This window comes from Enterobacter sp. BIDMC92 (assembly GCF_001030225.1).
Lineage (GTDB): Bacteria > Pseudomonadota > Gammaproteobacteria > Enterobacterales > Enterobacteriaceae > Enterobacter > Enterobacter sichuanensis.
Genome location: NZ_KQ087598.1, coordinates 4,646,247 through 4,665,225, shown reverse-complemented (window position 1 = coordinate 4,665,225; position 18,979 = coordinate 4,646,247). Strand labels below are relative to the sequence as shown.

At 55.4% G+C, this 18,979-nt stretch carries 14 protein-coding genes, 1 rRNA gene and 1 riboswitch; of the genes, 9 read left to right on the top strand and 6 right to left on the bottom strand.

Features of this window, described 5'->3' with window-relative positions:
• Positions 1-5: 5 nt before the first annotated feature.
• The 4 genes from fsa to argE all read right to left on the bottom strand — a co-directional run bounded on the left by fsa (position 6) and on the right by argE (position 5,706).
• Positions 6-668: a fructose-6-phosphate aldolase gene (gene fsa, locus SP99_RS21890; RefSeq protein ID WP_047959712.1), complete on the bottom strand. Its 663-nt coding sequence runs from the start codon at positions 666-668 to the stop codon at positions 6-8.
• Positions 669-796: 128 nt separating this feature from the next.
• A complete protein-coding gene (locus tag SP99_RS21885; RefSeq protein WP_047959711.1) occupies positions 797-1,561 on the bottom strand; it encodes a helix-turn-helix transcriptional regulator in 765 nt (254 codons plus the stop codon).
• Between the two features lie 95 nt (positions 1,562-1,656).
• Positions 1,657-4,308: a phosphoenolpyruvate carboxylase gene (gene ppc, locus SP99_RS21880; protein ID WP_025758842.1), complete on the bottom strand. Its 2,652-nt coding sequence runs from the start codon at positions 4,306-4,308 to the stop codon at positions 1,657-1,659.
• 246 nt (positions 4,309-4,554) lie between these two features.
• Positions 4,555-5,706: an acetylornithine deacetylase gene (argE, locus tag SP99_RS21875; RefSeq protein WP_025758843.1), complete on the bottom strand. Its 1,152-nt coding sequence runs from the start codon at positions 5,704-5,706 to the stop codon at positions 4,555-4,557.
• Between the two features lie 88 nt (positions 5,707-5,794).
• Between argE and argC the strand changes: the two genes are divergently transcribed.
• The 4 genes from argC to oxyR all read left to right on the top strand — a co-directional run bounded on the left by argC (position 5,795) and on the right by oxyR (position 10,252).
• Positions 5,795-6,799 (top strand): N-acetyl-gamma-glutamyl-phosphate reductase, encoded by a 1,005-nt coding sequence (gene argC, locus SP99_RS21870; RefSeq protein WP_047959710.1) that lies wholly within the window; start codon positions 5,795-5,797, stop codon positions 6,797-6,799.
• A gap of 6 nt (positions 6,800-6,805) precedes the next feature.
• On the top strand, positions 6,806-7,582 hold the full coding sequence (gene argB, locus SP99_RS21865) for an acetylglutamate kinase (protein ID WP_094919457.1): 777 nt from the start codon (positions 6,806-6,808) through the stop codon (positions 7,580-7,582).
• A 74-nt stretch (positions 7,583-7,656) separates the two neighbouring features.
• Positions 7,657-9,030, top strand: a complete 1,374-nt coding sequence (gene argH / locus SP99_RS21860) for an argininosuccinate lyase (protein WP_047959709.1) — start codon at positions 7,657-7,659, stop codon at positions 9,028-9,030.
• A 304-nt stretch (positions 9,031-9,334) separates the two neighbouring features.
• Complete coding sequence (gene oxyR / locus SP99_RS21855) at positions 9,335-10,252, top strand: DNA-binding transcriptional regulator OxyR (protein WP_025758848.1); 918 nt, start codon at positions 9,335-9,337, stop codon at positions 10,250-10,252.
• On the opposite strand, the gene sthA is transcribed toward oxyR, so the two are convergent.
• Positions 10,235-11,635, bottom strand: coding sequence for a Si-specific NAD(P)(+) transhydrogenase (gene sthA / locus SP99_RS21850; RefSeq protein ID WP_025758849.1), 1,401 nt, complete (start codon positions 11,633-11,635; stop codon positions 10,235-10,237). The two genes, oxyR and sthA, sit on opposite strands and share 18 nt — an antisense overlap.
• Positions 11,636-11,831: 196 nt before the next feature.
• Here sthA and fabR point away from each other — a divergent pair, with 196 nt between their 5' ends.
• Both fabR and SP99_RS21840 read left to right on the top strand, forming a co-directional pair.
• The gene (fabR, locus tag SP99_RS21845) at positions 11,832-12,470 is read left to right on the top strand and encodes an HTH-type transcriptional repressor FabR (RefSeq protein ID WP_008501784.1); all 639 of its coding nucleotides are present in this window, start codon (positions 11,832-11,834) and stop codon (positions 12,468-12,470) included.
• A 9-nt stretch (positions 12,471-12,479) separates the two neighbouring features.
• Positions 12,480-12,839, top strand: coding sequence for a YijD family membrane protein (locus tag SP99_RS21840; RefSeq protein ID WP_025758852.1), 360 nt, complete (start codon positions 12,480-12,482; stop codon positions 12,837-12,839).
• A 79-nt stretch (positions 12,840-12,918) separates the two neighbouring features.
• Here SP99_RS21840 and trmA read toward each other — a convergent pair whose 3' ends face one another.
• Positions 12,919-14,019: a tRNA (uridine(54)-C5)-methyltransferase TrmA gene (gene trmA / locus SP99_RS21835; protein ID WP_047959708.1), complete on the bottom strand. Its 1,101-nt coding sequence runs from the start codon at positions 14,017-14,019 to the stop codon at positions 12,919-12,921.
• A gap of 104 nt (positions 14,020-14,123) precedes the next feature.
• A riboswitch (cobalamin riboswitch) is annotated at positions 14,124-14,299 on the top strand.
• A 66-nt stretch (positions 14,300-14,365) separates the two neighbouring features.
• On the opposite strand from trmA, the gene btuB reads away from it, so the two are divergent.
• The 3 genes from btuB to SP99_RS21820 all read left to right on the top strand — a co-directional run bounded on the left by btuB (position 14,366) and on the right by SP99_RS21820 (position 18,926).
• Positions 14,366-16,204, top strand: coding sequence for a TonB-dependent vitamin B12 receptor BtuB (btuB, locus tag SP99_RS21830; RefSeq protein ID WP_047959707.1), 1,839 nt, complete (start codon positions 14,366-14,368; stop codon positions 16,202-16,204).
• Positions 16,149-17,000 carry a glutamate racemase gene (gene murI, locus SP99_RS21825; protein ID WP_025758856.1) on the top strand — a complete coding sequence of 284 codons (852 nt, stop codon included), beginning with the start codon at positions 16,149-16,151 and terminating at the stop codon, positions 16,998-17,000. The genes btuB and murI overlap by 56 nt, the downstream gene beginning before the upstream one ends.
• 386 nt (positions 17,001-17,386) lie before the next feature.
• Positions 17,387-18,926: ribosomal RNA gene (locus SP99_RS21820) — 16S ribosomal RNA — on the top strand.
• The last annotated feature ends 53 nt before the right edge of the window (positions 18,927-18,979 follow it).

Sequence of the window (18,979 nt, the reverse complement as noted above, 5' to 3'; positions counted from 1 at the left end):
CTCCCTTAGAGGTTGAGGTTACCAAACGCGTTTTTCCAGTCCTGCTCGAACTTCTCTATGGCTGACTCTACCGCCGGGGTGCCGAGCATGTGTTGCGCTACATCTAAAGGAAGCGTGATTGCCTCACATCCCGCGAGCAGACAGTCCAGCGCCTGACGCGGCGTTTTGAAGCTGGCGGCCAGCACGTTGCTCTCTGGTGCGTGCAGCTCCAGCAGGGTTTGCAGCTCCTGGACCATGCGGATGCCGTCACCGCCCTGCGCGTCGACGCGGTTGACATACGGCGCGACATACTTTGCCCCTGCCAGCGCGGCGAGCAAGCCCTGGGCAGCGCTGTACACGGCGGTGCCCAGGGTGGTGATGCCCTCTTTTTTCAGCGCCTTAATCGCGATAAGCCCCTGTTCGGTCACCGGGATTTTCACCACGATACCCGGAATGGCGTTACTCAGACGTTTGGCTTCCGCCACCATGCCTTCTGCCTCGCGGCTCAGGGTCTGCGCAAACAGCGTGCCTTCGGGCCCGATGGCGTTTTGCAGGCGTGGCAGTACATCCCAGAGGGATTCACGGCTGGCGGCAATAATGCTCGGGTTGGTGGTGACGCCCGCGATGGGAAAAATCCGCGCCAGGCGTTCTACTTCCGCCACGTTGGCGGTATCCAGGTACAGTTCCATTATTTTTCCTTAAGTCAGAAAGGTTGATGACAGGATAAAGCGGGGCTGCAGACTGGAGATACAGGTCAATTTTGCCAAATACTGGACAAATGTAATGTGCTTAACGAAGTGAGATGCCGATCACAATGCTAGTTTTTGGCCGTCAACTGGCTGTGATACTGACGGCGATATTCGGAAGGGGAACGTTCTGTGTGTTTGCGAAAGAGACGGCAGAAATAGTTGCTGTCCATAAATCCGCAGCGCGCTGCAATATCCTTGATTTTTAAATCGTATCCCTTGAGCAGCTGGCGCGCGTGTTCCAGACGCGTTTGTGTCAGGTATTCATTGAACCCGACGTTCCCGGTCTTCTGAAAAAGATGGGAAAGGTAGTTGGGGGAAATATAAAACGCCTCGGCAACGGAATCTCGGGTCAGCGCTGAGGCATGATGTTCGTCAATAAAGAGACGAATGGCTTCAAAGAGCGCGCGGCTGCGGCTATCAGTGTGGATCTCGCTGCCAAGCAGATCGCGGCAGTGGCTGAGAAGACTTAATACCACCAGCCTGGCCGTGTCCTGCTCAGTCGGCTGCATGTGCAGTTCATTGAGCGTTTGCAGGAGAAACGCGCCCGTTCTGGGACCTCGTCTGGCAACCTGCTGCTGTTGTAAAAGGGTATTACCCCGGTGGAGCTGAAGCGTCAGCTGCTGTTTACCGAAGCTTATTCTGAGAGAGTTTGAAGAATGAAGTGGAACGTACCCGGATGCGGAAAAGCATACTTCGCAGCGGGTTTCCAGGCTAACTGAGAGACAAGGTGATGTTCGGATATGCTTCCCGGCAGGCGCGACAAAGTGCACCTGATACAGGGGTAATGTGCCGTTAATCAGATCCGTCAGGATGTGCGTGATATCGTGGTACATGAGGTGGGAACCGGGATATTGCCGGGTGGCGCTAACGCTTACCCGGCCTACTTGTCGTAGGCCCGTGCAAGCGCAGCGCCGCCGGGCATAAAGCATTAGCCGGTGTTACGCATACCCGCCGCAACACCCGCAATCGTCACCATCAGCGCCTGTTCAACGCGTGGATCTGGCTCTTTCCCTTCCTCTTCTGCCAGACGGGAACGGTGCAGCAGTTCTGCCTGCAGGACGTTCAGCGGGTCGGTGTAGATGTTACGCAGCTGAATAGACTCGGCAATCCACGGCAGGTCCGCCATCAGGTGTGAGTCGTTGGCGATATCCAGCACCACTTTAATGTCGCCTTCGAGCAGTTCGCGCAGCTCTTTGCCCAGCGCCCATAGTTCAGGTTTCACCAGACGCTGATCGTAGTATTCCGCCAGCCACAGGTCCGCTTTCGAGAAGACCATCTCCAGCATACCCAGACGGGTAGAGAAGAACGGCCAGTCGCGGCACATGGTTTCCAGCTCGCTCTGTTTGCCATCTTCCACCACTTTTTGCAGCGCGGCACCGGCACCCAGCCAGGCGGGCAGCATCAGACGGTTCTGCGTCCAGGCGAAGATCCACGGAATCGCACGCAGGGACTCTACGCCACCGGTCGGGCGACGCTTGGCTGGACGTGAACCCAGCGGCAGTTTACCCAGCTCCTGCTCTGGTGTAGCTGAGCGGAAGTAAGGGACGAAATCTTTGTTTTCACGCACGTAGCCGCGGTACAAATCGCAGGAAATGTCTGACAGCTCGTCCATGATATGGCACCAGGAGGCTTTTGGCTCCGGCGGTGGCAGCAGGTTCGCTTCCAGAATGGCACTGGTATAAAGCGACAGACTACTGATGGTCACTTCCGGCAGGCCGTATTTGAAGCGGATCATCTCACCCTGCTCGGTCACGCGCAGGCCGCCTTTCAGGCTTCCCGGCGGCTGCGACAACAGTGCCGCATGCGCAGGCGCGCCACCGCGGCCAATGGATCCACCGCGTCCGTGGAACAGGGTCAACTCAATACCGGCTTTCTCGCAGGTTTTGATCAGCGCATCCTGCGCCTGATACTGCGCCCAGGATGCGGCCATCACGCCCGCATCTTTTGCGGAGTCGGAATAGCCAATCATTACCATCTGTTTGCCCTGAATGAAGCCGCGATACCAGTCGATATTCAGCAACTGGGTCATGACGTCGTTGGCATTGTTCAGGTCGTCGAGGGTTTCAAACAGCGGAGCGACCGGCAGGGCATAGTCGATACCGGCTTCTTTCAGCAGAAGGTGAACGGCCAGCACGTCGGACGGGGTTTTCGCCATGGAGATCACATAGGCGGCCACCGATCCTTTCGGCGCATCCACGATCGCTTTACAGGTGTTGAGCACTTCGCGGGTTTCGTTGCTTGGCTCCCAGTTGCGCGGCAGCAGAGGGCGCTTCGAGTTTAGTTCGCGGATCAGGAAGGCCTGTTTGTCGGCTTCGGACCAGCTTTCATAGTCGCCGATACCGAGATAGCGGGTCAGCTCGCCCAGGGCTTCGGTATGGCGGGTACTCTCCTGACGCACGTCGATACGCACCAGCGGCACGCCAAAACACTTCACGCGACGCAGGGTATCGAGCAGTTCGCCGTTGGCGATGATGCCCATTCCACAGGCCTGCAGTGATTTATAACAGGCGTAGAGAGGCTCCCAGAGCTGCTCGTTCTGGCTCAGCAGACCTTCCGGCTTCGGCAGGCGCTGGCCTTTCAGGCGCGCTTCCAGCCAGGCCTGGGTGGCCATCAGCTGACTGCGCAGTTTTTTCATCAGGAAACGGTACGGTTCGCTGGCGCCTTCTTCTCCGGCCAGCGCGCGCAGTTCCGGCGTCGCTTCAACCATCGACAGTTCGGAGATCAGCACCTGAATGTCTTTCAGGAACAGGTCGGTCGCTTTCCAGCGGCTTAGCAGCAGGACGTGACGGGTAATTTCCGCGGTGACGTTCGGGTTACCGTCGCGGTCACCGCCCATCCAGGAGGTGAAACGGACCGGAACAAAGTCGACCGGCAGGCGGTAGCCCAGATTCTCTTCCAGCTGCTCGTTCAGCTCGCGCAGATAGTTAGGTACCCCTTCCCACAGGCTGTTTTCCACCACCGCAAAGCCCCATTTGGCTTCGTCGACCGGGCTTGGGCGGTGCTTGCGAATTTCATCGGTGTGCCAGGACTGGGCAATCAGCTGGCGCAGACGGCGCATCAGCTGGTTACGTTCGTAGTCGGCAATGTCTTTATTATCCAACTGCTTGAGGCAGTTATTCACTTCCACCATTTTGTGGATCAGGGTGCGACGGGTGATTTCGGTTGGGTGGGCGGTCAGCACCAGCTCCAGCGAAAGCGACTCTACCGCTTTTTTGATGGTGGCTTCGTTAAGGTCTGGCTGCTCTTTCAGTTTACGAAGGGTGCGGGCAATGACTTCCGGGTTGCTGGCCGCTTCGCCATTTGGCGAAATGCTGTGGTATTGCTCAGCGGTGTTTGCCAGGTTCAGGAACTGGCTGAATGCGCGTGCAACGGGCAGTAGCTCATCGTTAGAGAGGTTCTGCAATGTGGTTAGCAGCTCCTGACGACTGGCTTCGTTACCGGCACGGGAAGCTTTAGACAGCTTGCGGATGGTTTCAACGCGGTCGAGGATGTTTTCCCCCAACGCATCTTTGATGGTATCTCCAAGCACTTTGCCGAGCATACTGACATTACTACGCAACGCGGAATATTGTTCGTTCATAAAAACCCAGTCACCCCATCATTTTTGTTTATGCCCAGACGAAACGCATCCGGGCATTATTTTGTCATCTCCCTTTATAAAGCCACGTAAAACCCCCGTCGTCAATTGCTGCGAAAACGGTTCAGCAAACGAATAAATGCGGGTAATTTACGAAATTTAATTCGCATTGCGTCAGATAAGAGATGCTTATGGGAATGTGACGGAGATCGCGAGATTTTCCCCTCCCGGAAGAGAGGGGAAAGGTCATTAATGCCAGCAGAAGTGATGTACAACCTGGGTGATCAGCTCGCGAGTAGGCTTGATAAAGCGGGTTTCCAGATATTCGTCCGGCTGGTGCGCCTGGTTGATGGAGCCAGGGCCGAGTACCAGCGTCGGGCACAGGGTCTGAATAAACGGCGCTTCGGTGCAGTAGTTCACCACGTCGGTTTTTTCACCGAGTAATTTTTCTACCACTTCGACCAGCTGATGATCCGGAGGGCACTCATAACCCGGGATCGGCGGATGCAGTTCGGAGACCGTCAGGCGGCCCGGCCAGCGCTCGCTGACCGGGGCCAGCGCTTCATTCAGCAAGCCGTCGAGATCGCTCAGCGTCATGCCCGGCAGCGGGCGGATATCCATATGCAGTTCACAGCAGGCACAGATACGGTTGGAGGCATCGCCGCCGTGCAGGCTGCCGAGGTTCAGGGTCGGATACGGCACGGTGAACGCGTCGTAGTGATAGCGCTCTTTCAGATCGTCGCGCAGGGTCATGATGCGCCCGATGGCGTCATGCATCAGCTCAATGGCGTTGACGCCGCGCGCCGGATCGCTGGAGTGACCGGACTGGCCCAGGACACGCACTGCGGTAGAGATATGGCCTTTATGCGCACGGATTGGCTGTAACGAGGTTGGCTCACCGATGATCGCGCAATCCGGGCGAATCGACGTGTTTTCCGAGAAGTAGCGTGCACCCGCCATGCTGGTCTCTTCATCGGCGGTTGCCAGGATGTAGAGCGGCTTTTTCAGTTTTGTCACGTCCACGTCACGCAGCGCGTCGAGGATAAAGGCGAAGAAGCCTTTCATGTCGGCCGTGCCCAGCCCGTAGAGTTTGTTGTCATGCTCGGTCAGGGTAAACGGGTCGCGGGTCCAGCGGCCATCATCAAACGGCACGGTGTCGGTATGACCCGCAAGCAGCAGGCCGCCTGCGCCGGTTCCGGTGCTGGCGAGCAGGTTAAATTTGTGGCGGGTTCCGGGAACGGGCTGAACCTCAACGTTAAAGCCAAGATCGCTGAACCAACCCGCCAGCAGATTGATTAAAGACGCATTGCTCTGATCCAGTGCTTCTTCCGTTGCGCTGATGGACGGTGTGGCAATCAGGGCGCGGTAAATCTCGATAAATGGTGGTAAGTTCATTTTCATTGTTGACACACCTTAGGTCGTGATAGTATCAATATTCATGCAATAAATGTGAATAAAAATACATTATCGTTGAGCATAAAGGAACCCGATGTTGAATACGCTGATTGTAGGCGCTAGCGGTTATGCGGGCGCAGAGCTTGTAAGCTACGTAAATCGTCACCCTCATATGACCATAACCGCTTTGACTGTGTCAGCGCAAAGCAATGATGCGGGAAAGTTAATTTCCGATTTGCATCCGCAACTTAAGGGCATGGTTGATCTGCCTTTGCAGCCCATGTCTGACATCAGCGAGTTCACCGACGGCGTCGACGTCGTGTTTTTAGCCACCGCGCATGAGGTCAGCCACGACCTGGCGCCGCAGTTCCTGGCAGCCGGCTGCGTGGTGTTTGACCTCTCCGGCGCGTTCCGTGTTAACGACGGCGCGTTTTACGAAAAATATTACGGCTTCACTCACCAGCATCCGGATCTGCTTGAAAAAGCGGTGTATGGTCTGGCGGAGTGGAGCGCAGACAAGCTGAAAGAAGCGGATCTGATTGCCGTTCCGGGTTGCTACCCGACGGCGGCGCAGCTCTCTTTGAAACCGCTGATCGACGCCGGGCTGCTCGATCTGAACCAGTGGCCGGTGATCAACGCCACCAGCGGCGTGAGCGGAGCCGGGCGCAAGGCCGCTATCTCCAACAGCTTCTGCGAAGTGAGCCTTCAGCCGTATGGCGTGTTTAATCACCGCCATCACCCTGAAATCACCACGCATTTGGGCGCGGACGTGATTTTCACGCCGCATCTGGGCAGCTTCCCGCGTGGGATCCTCGAAACCATTACCTGCCGCCTGAAACCGGGTGTGACCAGCGAACAGGTGAAGGCGATCTTCACGCAGGCGTATGCAGATAAACCGCTGGTGCGTCTGTATGACAAAGGCGTGCCGGCGCTGAAAAATGTGGTCGGTCTGCCGTTCTGCGATATCGGCTTTGCCGTTCAGGGCGAGCATCTGATCGTGGTGGCCGCAGAAGACAACTTACTCAAAGGCGCTGCCGCTCAGGCAATGCAATGTGCAAATATTCGTTTCGGTTTCCCGGAAACGCAGGCTCTTATTTAAGGTGTGATGATGAACCCATTAATTATCAAACTCGGTGGTGTACTGCTGGACAGCGAAGAAGCGCTGGAGCGTCTTTTTACCGCGCTGGTTAACTATCGCGAATCACACCAACGTCCGCTGGTGATTGTGCACGGCGGCGGCTGCGTGGTGGATGAGCTGATGAAAGGGCTCAACCTGCCGGTGAAAAAGAAAAACGGTCTGCGGGTGACGCCTGCCGATCAGATTGACATCATCACTGGTGCGCTGGCGGGTACGGCGAACAAAACGCTGCTCTCCTGGGCAAAGAAACACCATATTGCGTCCGTTGGCCTCTATCTGGGCGATGGCGATAGCGTAAAAGTGACCCAGCTCGACGAAGAGCTCGGCCATGTTGGACTGGCGCAGCCAGGTTCGCCTAAGCTGATAAACACGCTGCTGGAAGGCGGTTTCCTGCCGGTGGTGAGCTCTATCGGCGTGACCGAAGAGGGCGCGCTGATGAACGTGAATGCGGACCAGGCGGCGACCGCGCTGGCCGCGACGCTGGGCGCGGATCTGATCCTGCTCTCCGACGTGAGCGGTATTCTGGACGGCAAAGGCCAGCGCATCGCGGAAATGACTGCGGCAAAAGCCGAACAGCTGATCGCCCAGGGCATTATTACCGACGGGATGATCGTCAAAGTCAATGCGGCGCTGGATGCCGCACGTACGCTCGGTCGCCCGGTGGATATCGCCTCCTGGCGTCATGCGGAGCAGCTTCCGGCACTGTTTAACGGCACGCCGATTGGCACACGTATTTTAGCGTAAGTTTTTAATGAATGACCGTAGGCCGGGTAAGCGTAGCGCCACCCGGCGGAACTAACGAATAAAGGAACGATGTTATGGCACTTTGGGGTGGGCGTTTTACACAGGCAGCGGATCAGCGGTTCAAACAGTTCAACGACTCTTTGCGCTTCGACTACCGCCTGGCCGAACAGGATATCGTCGGCTCTGTGGCCTGGTCCAAAGCGCTGGTAACGGTGGGCGTACTGAGCGCAGAGGAACAGCTGCAGCTGGAAGAGGCGCTCAACAATCTGCTGGAAGAAGTGCGTCTGGATCCGCAGCAAATCCTGCAGAGCGATGCCGAAGATATTCACAGCTGGGTGGAAGGCAAGCTGATCGACAAAGTCGGCCAGCTGGGTAAAAAGCTTCACACTGGCCGGAGCCGTAACGACCAGGTCGCCACCGACCTGAAGCTGTGGTGTAAAGATACCGTTGGCGAACTGCTGGCGGCCAACCGTCAGCTGCAGAGCGCGCTGGTGGAGACCGCACAGAACAACCAGGATGCGGTGATGCCGGGTTATACTCATCTGCAGCGCGCGCAGCCGGTGACCTTTGCGCACTGGTGTCTGGCCTATGTTGAGATGCTGGCGCGCGATGAAAGCCGTCTGCAGGATACCCTGAAACGTCTGGACGTCAGCCCGCTGGGCAGCGGCGCGCTGGCCGGTACGGCGTATGAAATCGACCGTGAACAGCTGGCAGGTTGGCTGGGCTTTGCCTCTGCTACCCGCAACAGCCTGGATAGCGTCTCCGATCGTGACCACGTGCTGGAACTGCTCTCTGACGCGTCTATCGGTATGGTGCACCTGTCGCGCTTTGCGGAAGACCTGATCTTCTTTAACTCTGGCGAAGCGGGCTTCGTCGAGCTGTCTGACCGTGTGACGTCTGGCTCTTCGCTGATGCCGCAGAAGAAAAACCCGGATGCGCTGGAGCTGATCCGCGGTAAGTGTGGCCGTGTACAGGGTGCGCTGACCGGCATGATGATGACCCTGAAAGGGCTCCCGCTGGCATACAACAAAGATATGCAGGAAGACAAAGAAGGGCTGTTCGACGCACTCGACACCTGGCTGGACTGTCTACATATGGGCGCGCTGGTGCTGGACGGCATTCAGGTGAAGCGTCCACGCTGCCAGGAAGCGGCCCAGCAGGGCTACGCGAACGCGACTGAACTGGCGGATTATCTGGTAGCGAAAGGCGTACCGTTCCGTGAAGCGCACCATATTGTCGGTGAAGCGGTGGTGGAAGCGATTCGTCAGGGGAAACCGCTGGAAGAACTGGCCCTTGCTGACCTGCAGAAATTCAGCGCGGCGATCGGCGATGATGTGTATCCGATTCTTTCGCTGCAGTCCTGCCTGGATAAGCGTGCTGCGAAAGGCGGCGTGTCGCCGAAGCAGGTGGCGCAGGCGATAGCGGATGCGAAAAACCGGTTGGTTTGAACCGTGCGGGCTGGTGCCCTCACCCCGGCCCTCTCCCACAGGGAGAGGGAGAAAAACAAAGCCTGGCTTAGCGCCAGGCTTTTTTACGCAAAAAAAAAGCGGACCACGGGGTCCGCAAAAGTTCACGTTGGCTTTAGTTGTTCGAGTTTTGAGAGAAACTCGATGACGGGGCGGGGACGTCAAGGGTCAAACACGTGCCGCCTCGTCTATGTGATGTATTATTCAACAGAATGCTTGATAGGGATAATCGTTCGTTGCTATGCTATCTATCGCCATGAACTATCGTGGCGACGGAGGATGAATAATGAATATTCGTGATCTTGAATACCTGGTAGCGTTAGCCGAGCATCGTCACTTTCGCCGCGCGGCAGATTCCTGCCACGTCAGCCAGCCCACGCTGAGCGGTCAGATCCGCAAGCTGGAAGACGAGCTGGGTGTGATGTTGCTGGAGCGCACCAGTCGTAAGGTACTGTTCACACAGGCAGGTTTACTGCTGGTGGATCAGGCGCGCACCGTGCTGCGCGAGGTCAAAGTGCTCAAGGAAATGGCAAGCCAGCAGGGAGAGGCGATGTCTGGCCCACTGCATATTGGCCTGATCCCAACCGTTGGTCCGTACCTGCTGCCGCACATCATTCCGATGCTGCACCAGACGTTCCCGAAACTCGAAATGTACCTGCATGAAGCGCAAACCCATCAGCTGCTGGCACAGCTGGACAGCGGCAAGCTCGACTGCGCCATTCTGGCGCTGGTGAAAGAGAGTGAAGCCTTCATTGAAGTGCCGCTGTTCGATGAGCCAATGATGCTGGCGATCTACGAAGATCACCCGTGGGCGAACCGCGATCGTGTGCCGATGGCCGATCTCGCCGGTGAAAAGCTGCTGATGCTGGAAGACGGCCACTGCCTGCGCGATCAGGCGATGGGCTTCTGCTTCGAAGCGGGCGCTGATGAGGATACCCATTTCCGCGCAACCAGCCTGGAAACGCTGCGTAATATGGTCGCGGCGGGAAGCGGAATCACGCTGCTGCCTGCGCTGGCGGTACCGCGCGAACGCAAACGCGATGGTGTGGTTTACTTGCCGTGCATTAAGCCAGAGCCGCGTCGAACCATTGGTCTGGTCTATCGCCCGGGCTCACCGCTGCGCAGCCGCTATGAGCAGCTGGCAGAGGCCATCCGTGGTGCGATGGATGGCCATTTCGACAGTGCGTTAAAACAGGCGGTTTAAACCGTTTAAGGCAGCGACCCGATAGGCTTCGGCCATAGTCGGGTAGTTAAAGGTGGTGTTAACGAAGTACTCAATGGTGTTGCCACCACCTTTCTGCTCCATGATGGCCTGGCCGATATGAATGATTTCCGCGGCGCGTTCACCAAAGCAGTGAATCCCGAGGATCTCTTTCGTCTCGCGATGGAACAGGATCTTCAGCGTCCCCACGCTCATCCCCACGATTTGCGCCCGCGCCAGATGTTTAAACTGCGCGCGCCCTACCTCGTAAGGCACCTTCATTGAGGTCAGCTGCTGCTCGGTTTTGCCGACAGAACTGATTTCCGGGATGGTATAGATGCCCGTCGGGATATCTTCGATCAGATGCGCCGTCGCTTCGCCTTTTACCAGCGCCTGAGCCGCGATGCGCCCCTGGTCATAAGCGGCAGAGGCCAGACTTGGGTAGCCAATCACGTCGCCAACCGCGTAGATATGCGGCAGGGCGGTCTGATACATGCTGTTGACCTTCAGCTGACCACGGCTGTCGGTTTCAAGGCCGATATTTTCCAGCTGCAGCGAATCGGTGTTACCGGTACGGCCGTTGGCATACAGCAGACAGTCAGCTTTCAGCTTCTTGCCGGACTTGAGGTGCATGATCACCCCGTCGTCACAGCCTTCAATCTTCTCATACTCTTCGTTGTGGCGAATCACCACGCCGCTGTTCCAGAAGTGGTAGGAGAGAGAGTCTGACATCTCCTGATCGAGGAACGCCAGCAGGCGATCGCGGGTGTTGATCAGGTCAACTTTGACATCCATTCCGCGGAAGATCGACGCATATTCACAGCCAATGACTCCCGCACCATAGATAATGACGTGACGGGGTTCATGGTGCAGGCTCAGAATGGAGTCACTGTCGTAGACGCGCGGATGTGAGAAGTCCACGTCGGCCGGATGGTAAGGGCGTGAACCGCAGGCGATGACAAATTTTTCGGCGGTAAGGGTTTCAACCGAACCATCGTGGCACTCGAGTGCCAGCGTGTGTTCATCCACAAAATGCGCGTTGCCCTGCAAAATCTCACAGTGGTTACGCTCATAAAATCCCTGACGCATACGTGTCTGCTGGTTAATGACGGTATCCGCGTGGTTCAGGATGTCAGCAAAGGATGAACGAAGAAGTCGGGAGTGGTCGCTGTAAAGAGGGTTCTGGTTAAATTCGATAATGCGGCTAACGGCGTGGCGGAGGGCTTTGGAAGGGATGGTGCCCCAGTGGGTGCAACCGCCGCCGACATTATGGTAGCGCTCAATGACCGCTACTCTGGCTCCCTGTTTCACCAGACCCATAGCAGCACCTTCACCGCCGGGACCGGAACCAATAACTATTGCGTCGTAATCGTAGGAATGTGGCATGGCAAGGCTTACCTGTTCTTATACATAAAAGCAACAGAATCATAACATCATTGCCCGAGTAACCCAATTATCGTTGTGCTTTTTTCCGGCAGTGGAGCACAAACCGCACGTAAACAATCATTCACAAAGCTGAGCAAACAGATTAATTTTATTCTCTGGTATAGTGCCATCAGGCCTTTGGAAGGATTCAACTATCGTGATGGGCGTAAGAGCACAACAAAAAGAGAAAACCCGGCGTTCGCTGGTGGAAGCCGCATTCAGTCAACTGAGTGCTGAGCGAAGTTTTGCCAGTTTGAGCCTGCGCGAAGTCGCACGCGAGGCCGGGATTGCGCCAACGTCCTTCTATCGTCATTTCCGTGATGTGGATGAACTGGGCCTGACCATGGTCGATGAAAGTGGTCTGATGCTGCGCCAGTTGATGCGCCAGGCGCGTCAGCGTATCGCCAAAGGGGGCAGCGTCATCCGCACCTCCGTATCGACCTTTATGGAATTTATCGGCAATAACCCCAACGCGTTTCGTCTGCTTTTGCGCGAGCGTTCGGGGACATCAGCGGCGTTTCGTGCCGCCGTCGCGCGTGAAATTCAGCACTTCATCGCGGAACTTGCCGACTATCTTGAACTCGAAAATCATATGCCGCGTGCGTTTACTGAGGCGCAGGCCGAGGCGATGGTGACGATTGTGTTCAGCGCGGGTGCCGAAGCGCTGGATGTCAGCATTGAACAACGTAAGCAGCTTGAAGAGCGACTGGTATTGCAGCTCAGGATGATCTCCAAAGGTGCATACTACTGGTATCGCCGTGAACAAGAGAAACTGGCACATCAAACCGAAGAATGAAGGTGAGTAATGAAACAGTCAGGTCAGGATAAAGGGACGCTGTTGCTGGCATTGATCGCTGGCTTATCCATTAATGGGACGTTTGCCGCTATTTTTAGCTCCATTGTTCCGTTTTCAATTTTCCCGCTTATTGCGCTGGTGCTGACCGTTTACTGTCTGCATCAACGTTACCTGAACCGCACGATGCCGGTCGGGTTGCCGGGACTGGCGGCGGCCTGCTTTATTCTGGGTGTACTGCTCTACAGCACGGTGGTGCGCGCGGAGTATCCGGATATCGGCTCTAACTTCTTCCCTGCGGTACTGTCTGTTGCGCTGGTATTCTGGATCGGCGCTCGCATGCGTAGCCGCAAAAGCCAGTTGCCGGAGTAATGAATGATTTGTAGGGCAGGTAAGCGAAGCGCTACCTGCCAAAAACGCCGGATGGCGTAACGCTTATCCGGCCTGTAGATCACCGTGCGGTAAGTAAAACGCCGCACTCCATATGGTGGGTATACGGGAACTGATCGAACAGTGCCAGACGTTCAACTTTGTGCGTCTGGCCTAATGTTTCAAGGTTCTTGCACAGTGTCTCCGGGTTGCAGGAGATGTACAAAATACGCGGGTACGCCTGCACCATCTTTTCGGTTTCGCTGTCGAGTCCACTGCGCGGCGGGTCGACAAAAATCGTCTCACACTGGTAGCTCTTCAAATCAATCCCTTCCAGACGGTTAAACTGGCGTACGCCGTTCATGGCCTGGGTAAACTCTTCAGCGGCCATACGGATGATCTGTACGTTATCAATATGGTTGGCAGCAATGTTGTACTGCGCGGCGGCAACTGACGGCTTGGCAATTTCCGTTGCCAGCACGCGATCGAAGTTACGTGCCAGCGCCAGGGAGAAGTTGCCGTTACCGCAGTACAGTTCAAGCAGATCGCCCGTTGACCCTTCCGTTGCCTTCAGCGCCCACTCCAGCATCTGCACATTCATTGCGGCGTTCGGCTGGGTAAAACTGTTCTCCACCTGACGATAAATCATCTCTTTACCCGCCACCGGCAGACGCTCGTCGACGTAATCCTGATCGAGCATGATTTTGGTTTTTGTCGCGCGGCCAATCAGATGAACGTTGATGTTCTGCGCCCGCAGCGCATCACGCAGCGCTTCGGCCTGCTCGCGCCACTCGTCATTCAGCGCTTTGTGATACAGCAGGGAGACGATAGCCTGGTTACTTTGCGTGGTCAGATAGTCAATCTGGAACAGCTTGTGGCGCAGCACCGGGTTATCACGTACGCCGTCGATCAATAGCGTCATGAGCTGGTTGATAAGCTCGCTCGCGGCCGGGAAGCTGTCCACGCGAATGCGGGATTTCGTCTGCTGATCGAAAATAATGTGGTACAGGTCATCCCCGTCATGCCAGATGCGGAACTCGGCGCGCATACGATAGTGGCTGACAGGCGAGCGAAACACCTCGGGAACGGGCGCGTTGAACGGCGTCATCATACTTTGCAGGCGGACAACTTTCTCTGCCAGCTGCGCGTCGTACTGTTCGGTCGGGAGGTGTTCGGGGGTCATGATGCGTCCTGAGTGATAAAGAATTACGCGGGGATTGTAGGGATTGTTCAGGGGATGTCCAGATTTAATGGCTAATAGCTGTCTGGACATCTATACGTGTCTAATTGTAGCATTCTGTTTCCGGTCTCATGAGAGTGAAAAGGGAATCCAGTGTAAATCTGGAGCTGACGCGCAGCGGTAACGACTGGCGGGATGAGCGTTGTAGACACTGTGAAAATGGGAAGTCTTCATCCTTATAAAGCCACCTAGCCCGAAGACCTGCCGGGATCACGTCGCATTTGGTTTCATCATCGCGTGCTATCGATGAGGCCTGCGGCATCCTTCTTATATTGTGGATGCTTTAACAATGATTAAAAAAGTATCGCTGTTGACGGCGTTGTCCGTCACGGCATTTTCGGGCTGGGCGCAGGATAGCGCAGACTCGTTGGTGGTGACGGCAAATCGTTTTGAACAACCGGCAAAAACTGTTCTGGCGCCGACGTCCGTGGTGACGCGTGAAGATATTGAGCGCTGGCAATCCACGACCGTTGTCGATGTTATGCGCCGCCTGCCGGGGGTAGATACCGCGCAAAACGGCGGAATGGGGCAGTATTCTTCACTCTTTATACGCGGCACGAATTCCAGTCATGTTCTCATCCTTGTCGACGGGATCCGACTTAACCAGGCGGGCGTCACGGGATCATCGGATCTCAGCCAGTTTCCGATCGCGCTGGTGCAGCGTATCGAATACATCCGTGGCCCGCGTTCGGCGGTGTATGGCTCCGATGCGATTGGTGGCGTAGTGAACATCATTACCACCCGCGCCAAAGATGGTACGACTCTGAATGCAGGCGTAGGCTCGCACGGTTACCAAAATTATGGCGGCAGTACTCAGCAGACGCTGGGTGAAACCACGCGTGTGACGCTGGCCGGTGATTACACGTATACCAAAGGCTTTGATGTGGTGGCGGACGGTAACAACGGCGGCGTTCCCCAAACCGATCGCGACGGCTACATGAATAAAACGATCTACGGTGCGCTGGAGCATGCGTTCTCTGAGCAATGGAGCGGTTTCGTTCGCGGATATGGTTACAGCAACCGTACTGCCTATGACGCTTATTACAGTCCAACCGCGCTAGTTGATACCCGCCAGCTGTATAGCCAGACCTGGGATGCCGGACTGCGCTTCAACGAAGATATCTTCCATTCACAGCTGCTTTCCAGTTACAGCCACAGCAAGGATTTTAACTACGATCCGCATCTTGGACGTTATGACGCCACGGCAACGCTGGACGAAATCAAACAGTACAACGTTCAGTGGACAAACTCCGTGGACGTTGGCCATGGCAATATCGGCGCGGGTATCGACTGGCAAAAACAGAGCACAGAACCTAACACCAACTATGTGCCTAATGCCTACGACATTCGTAACACGGGCGTCTACCTGACGGCGTTGCAGAAGTTTGGTGATATTACGCTGGAAGGCGCAGCGCGCAGCGACGATAACTCGCAGTTTGGTCGCCATGGTACCTGGCAGAGCAGTGCGGGCTGGGAGTTTATTGACGGTTACCGTTTCATTGCTTCTTATGGCACGGCCTATAAAGCACCGAATCTGGGGCAACTCTACGGATTGTATGGCAATGACCGTCTTGATCCTGAAGAGAGCAAACAGTGGGAAGGTGCGTTCGAAGGCCTTACCGCAGGCGTAAACTGGCGCGTGTCGGCCTATCGTAACGACGTTGATAACCTAATCGACTTCAACAATAACCTTCAGGAGTATTACAACGTTGGCAAGGCACGTATTAAAGGTGTCGAAGCGACGGCTTCGTTTGATACTGGCCCGGTCATGCATACTGTCAGTTATGACTATGTTGATGCGCGTAATGCGGCAACCAACCAGTTGCTGGATCGTCGCGCTAAACAGCAGGTGAAGTATCAGCTTGATACGCAGATCTATGATTTTGACTGGAGTCTGACCTATCACTATCTGGGGACGCGGTACGATACCGACTTCGGTACATGGCCGAGTCAGAAGGTCAAAATGGGCGGCGTAAGCCTGTGGGATGTCGCAGTTTCGTATCCTGTCACCTCACACCTCACAGTTCGTGGTAAAATAGCCAACCTGTTCGATAAAGATTACGAGACAGTTTATGGCTACCAAACTGCAGGACGGGAATACACCTTGTCTGGCAGCTACACCTTCTAATCCGCGTCCCACCGTGCTGGTATTTGATTCCGGCGTCGGTGGGCTTTCGGTCTATGATGAGATCCGGCATCTCCTGCCGGATCTTCATTACATCTACGCCTTCGATAACGTTGCTTTTCCGTATGGGGAAAAGAGCGAAGATTTTATTGTTGAGCGTGTGGTTGAAATCGTTACTGCGGTACAAAAGCGCTATCCCCTCGCGCTGGCCGTTATCGCCTGCAACACGGCGAGCACCGTTTCCCTTCCTGCCCTGCGTGAAAAATTCCAGTTTCCGGTTGTAGGGGTCGTTCCTGCAATAAAACCAGCAGCGCGCCTGACGGCGAACGGTATTGTGGGGTTGCTGGCAACGCGAGGCACGGTAAAGCGTCCTTATACCCGCGAGCTGATCGACCGTTTTGCCAACGAATGCCAGATTGCGATGCTCGGTTCGGCTGAGCTGGTGGAAATGGCCGAAGCGAAGCTGCATGGTAAGGCGGTATCACTCGAAGAGTTGCGTCGTATTCTTCGTCCGTGGCTGCGGATGCCCGAACCACCGGACACCGTTGTGCTGGGCTGCACCCACTTCCCGCTATTACAGGAAGAACTTTTAGCCGTGTTGCCGGAAGGGACACGTCTGGTGGATTCTGGTGCGGCTATCGCTCGTCGTACGGCCTGGTTGCTGGAGCATGAAGCGCCGGATGCGAAATCAGCCGATGCGAATATTGCTTTTTGTATGGCAATCACGAATGAGACCGAGCAACTTTTACCCGTTTTACGTCGTTACGGCTTTGAAACGCTCGAAAAACTGGCGCTGTAGCACGGTTTTGAGCAAAAAAGAGACGGTTGAACGTTTTTTTTAAAAGAGGGGTTGTCAACGTCTGAGAACTCCCTATAATGCGCCTCCACTGACACGGAACAACGGCTTACAGGCCGCCGGGTTAGCGGGGTTCAGAGATGAACGCCAGCAGAGAAAAGCGAAAATAATCACTTGACTCTGAATGAGGAAAACGTAATATACGGGACCTCGCAACGATGAGCTGAAAGCCGCGTTGCAACTGCTCTTTAACAATTTATCAGACAATCTGTGTGGGCACTCAAAGTGACATGGATTCTTAACGTCGCAAGACGAAAAATGAATACCAAGTCTCAACGAGTGAACACGTAATTCATTACGAAGTTTAATTCATTGAGCATCAAACTTTTAAATTGAAGAGTTTGATCATGGCTCAGATTGAACGCTGGCGGCAGGCCTAACACATGCAAGTCGAACGGTAGCACAGAGAGCTTGCTCTCGGGTGACGAGTGGCGGACGGGTGAGTAATGTCTGGGAAACTGCCTGATGGAGGGGGATAACTACTGGAAACGGTAGCTAATACCGCATAACGTCGCAAGACCAAAGAGGGGGACCTTCGGGCCTCTTGCCATCAGATGTGCCCAGATGGGATTAGCTAGTAGGTGGGGTAACGGCTCACCTAGGCGACGATCCCTAGCTGGTCTGAGAGGATGACCAGCCACACTGGAACTGAGACACGGTCCAGACTCCTACGGGAGGCAGCAGTGGGGAATATTGCACAATGGGCGCAAGCCTGATGCAGCCATGCCGCGTGTATGAAGAAGGCCTTCGGGTTGTAAAGTACTTTCAGCGGGGAGGAAGGTGTTGAGGTTAATAACCTCAGCAATTGACGTTACCCGCAGAAGAAGCACCGGCTAACTCCGTGCCAGCAGCCGCGGTAATACGGAGGGTGCAAGCGTTAATCGGAATTACTGGGCGTAAAGCGCACGCAGGCGGTCTGTCAAGTCGGATGTGAAATCCCCGGGCTCAACCTGGGAACTGCATTCGAAACTGGCAGGCTAGAGTCTTGTAGAGGGGGGTAGAATTCCAGGTGTAGCGGTGAAATGCGTAGAGATCTGGAGGAATACCGGTGGCGAAGGCGGCCCCCTGGACAAAGACTGACGCTCAGGTGCGAAAGCGTGGGGAGCAAACAGGATTAGATACCCTGGTAGTCCACGCCGTAAACGATGTCGACTTGGAGGTTGTGCCCTTGAGGCGTGGCTTCCGGAGCTAACGCGTTAAGTCGACCGCCTGGGGAGTACGGCCGCAAGGTTAAAACTCAAATGAATTGACGGGGGCCCGCACAAGCGGTGGAGCATGTGGTTTAATTCGATGCAACGCGAAGAACCTTACCTACTCTTGACATCCAGAGAACTTAGCAGAGATGCTTTGGTGCCTTCGGGAACTCTGAGACAGGTGCTGCATGGCTGTCGTCAGCTCGTGTTGTGAAATGTTGGGTTAAGTCCCGCAACGAGCGCAACCCTTATCCTTTGTTGCCAGCGGTTAGGCCGGGAACTCAAAGGAGACTGCCAGTGATAAACTGGAGGAAGGTGGGGATGACGTCAAGTCATCATGGCCCTTACGAGTAGGGCTACACACGTGCTACAATGGCGCATACAAAGAGAAGCGACCTCGCGAGAGCAAGCGGACCTCATAAAGTGCGTCGTAGTCCGGATTGGAGTCTGCAACTCGACTCCATGAAGTCGGAATCGCTAGTAATCGTAGATCAGAATGCTACGGTGAATACGTTCCCGGGCCTTGTACACACCGCCCGTCACACCATGGGAGTGGGTTGCAAAAGAAGTAGGTAGCTTAACCTTCGGGAGGGCGCTTACCACTTTGTGATTCATGACTGGGGTGAAGTCGTAACAAGGTAACCGTAGGGGAACCTGCGGTTGGATCACCTCCTTACCTTAAAGAACCTGCCTTTGCAGTGCTCACACAGATTGTCTGATGAAAAACAG

Excerpts from the sequence above, each read along its gene's own strand:
- fsa (WP_047959712.1), bottom strand. The coding sequence starts at position 668 with ATGGAACTGTACCTGGATACCGCCAACGTGGCGGAAGTAGAACGCCTG.
- SP99_RS21885 (WP_047959711.1), bottom strand. The coding sequence starts at position 1,561 with ATGTACCACGATATCACGCACATCCTGACGGATCTGATTAACGGCACA.
- ppc (WP_025758842.1), bottom strand. The coding sequence starts at position 4,308 with ATGAACGAACAATATTCCGCGTTGCGTAGTAATGTCAGTATGCTCGGC.
- argE (WP_025758843.1), bottom strand. The coding sequence starts at position 5,706 with ATGAAAATGAACTTACCACCATTTATCGAGATTTACCGCGCCCTGATT.
- argC (WP_047959710.1), top strand. The coding sequence starts at position 5,795 with ATGTTGAATACGCTGATTGTAGGCGCTAGCGGTTATGCGGGCGCAGAG.
- argB (WP_094919457.1), top strand. The coding sequence starts at position 6,806 with ATGATGAACCCATTAATTATCAAACTCGGTGGTGTACTGCTGGACAGC.
- argH (WP_047959709.1), top strand. The coding sequence starts at position 7,657 with ATGGCACTTTGGGGTGGGCGTTTTACACAGGCAGCGGATCAGCGGTTC.
- oxyR (WP_025758848.1), top strand. The coding sequence starts at position 9,335 with ATGAATATTCGTGATCTTGAATACCTGGTAGCGTTAGCCGAGCATCGT.
- sthA (WP_025758849.1), bottom strand. The coding sequence starts at position 11,635 with ATGCCACATTCCTACGATTACGACGCAATAGTTATTGGTTCCGGTCCC.
- SP99_RS21840 (WP_025758852.1), top strand. The coding sequence starts at position 12,480 with ATGAAACAGTCAGGTCAGGATAAAGGGACGCTGTTGCTGGCATTGATC.
- trmA (WP_047959708.1), bottom strand. The coding sequence starts at position 14,019 with ATGACCCCCGAACACCTCCCGACCGAACAGTACGACGCGCAGCTGGCA.
- btuB (WP_047959707.1), top strand. The coding sequence starts at position 14,366 with ATGATTAAAAAAGTATCGCTGTTGACGGCGTTGTCCGTCACGGCATTT.
- murI (WP_025758856.1), top strand. The coding sequence starts at position 16,149 with ATGGCTACCAAACTGCAGGACGGGAATACACCTTGTCTGGCAGCTACA.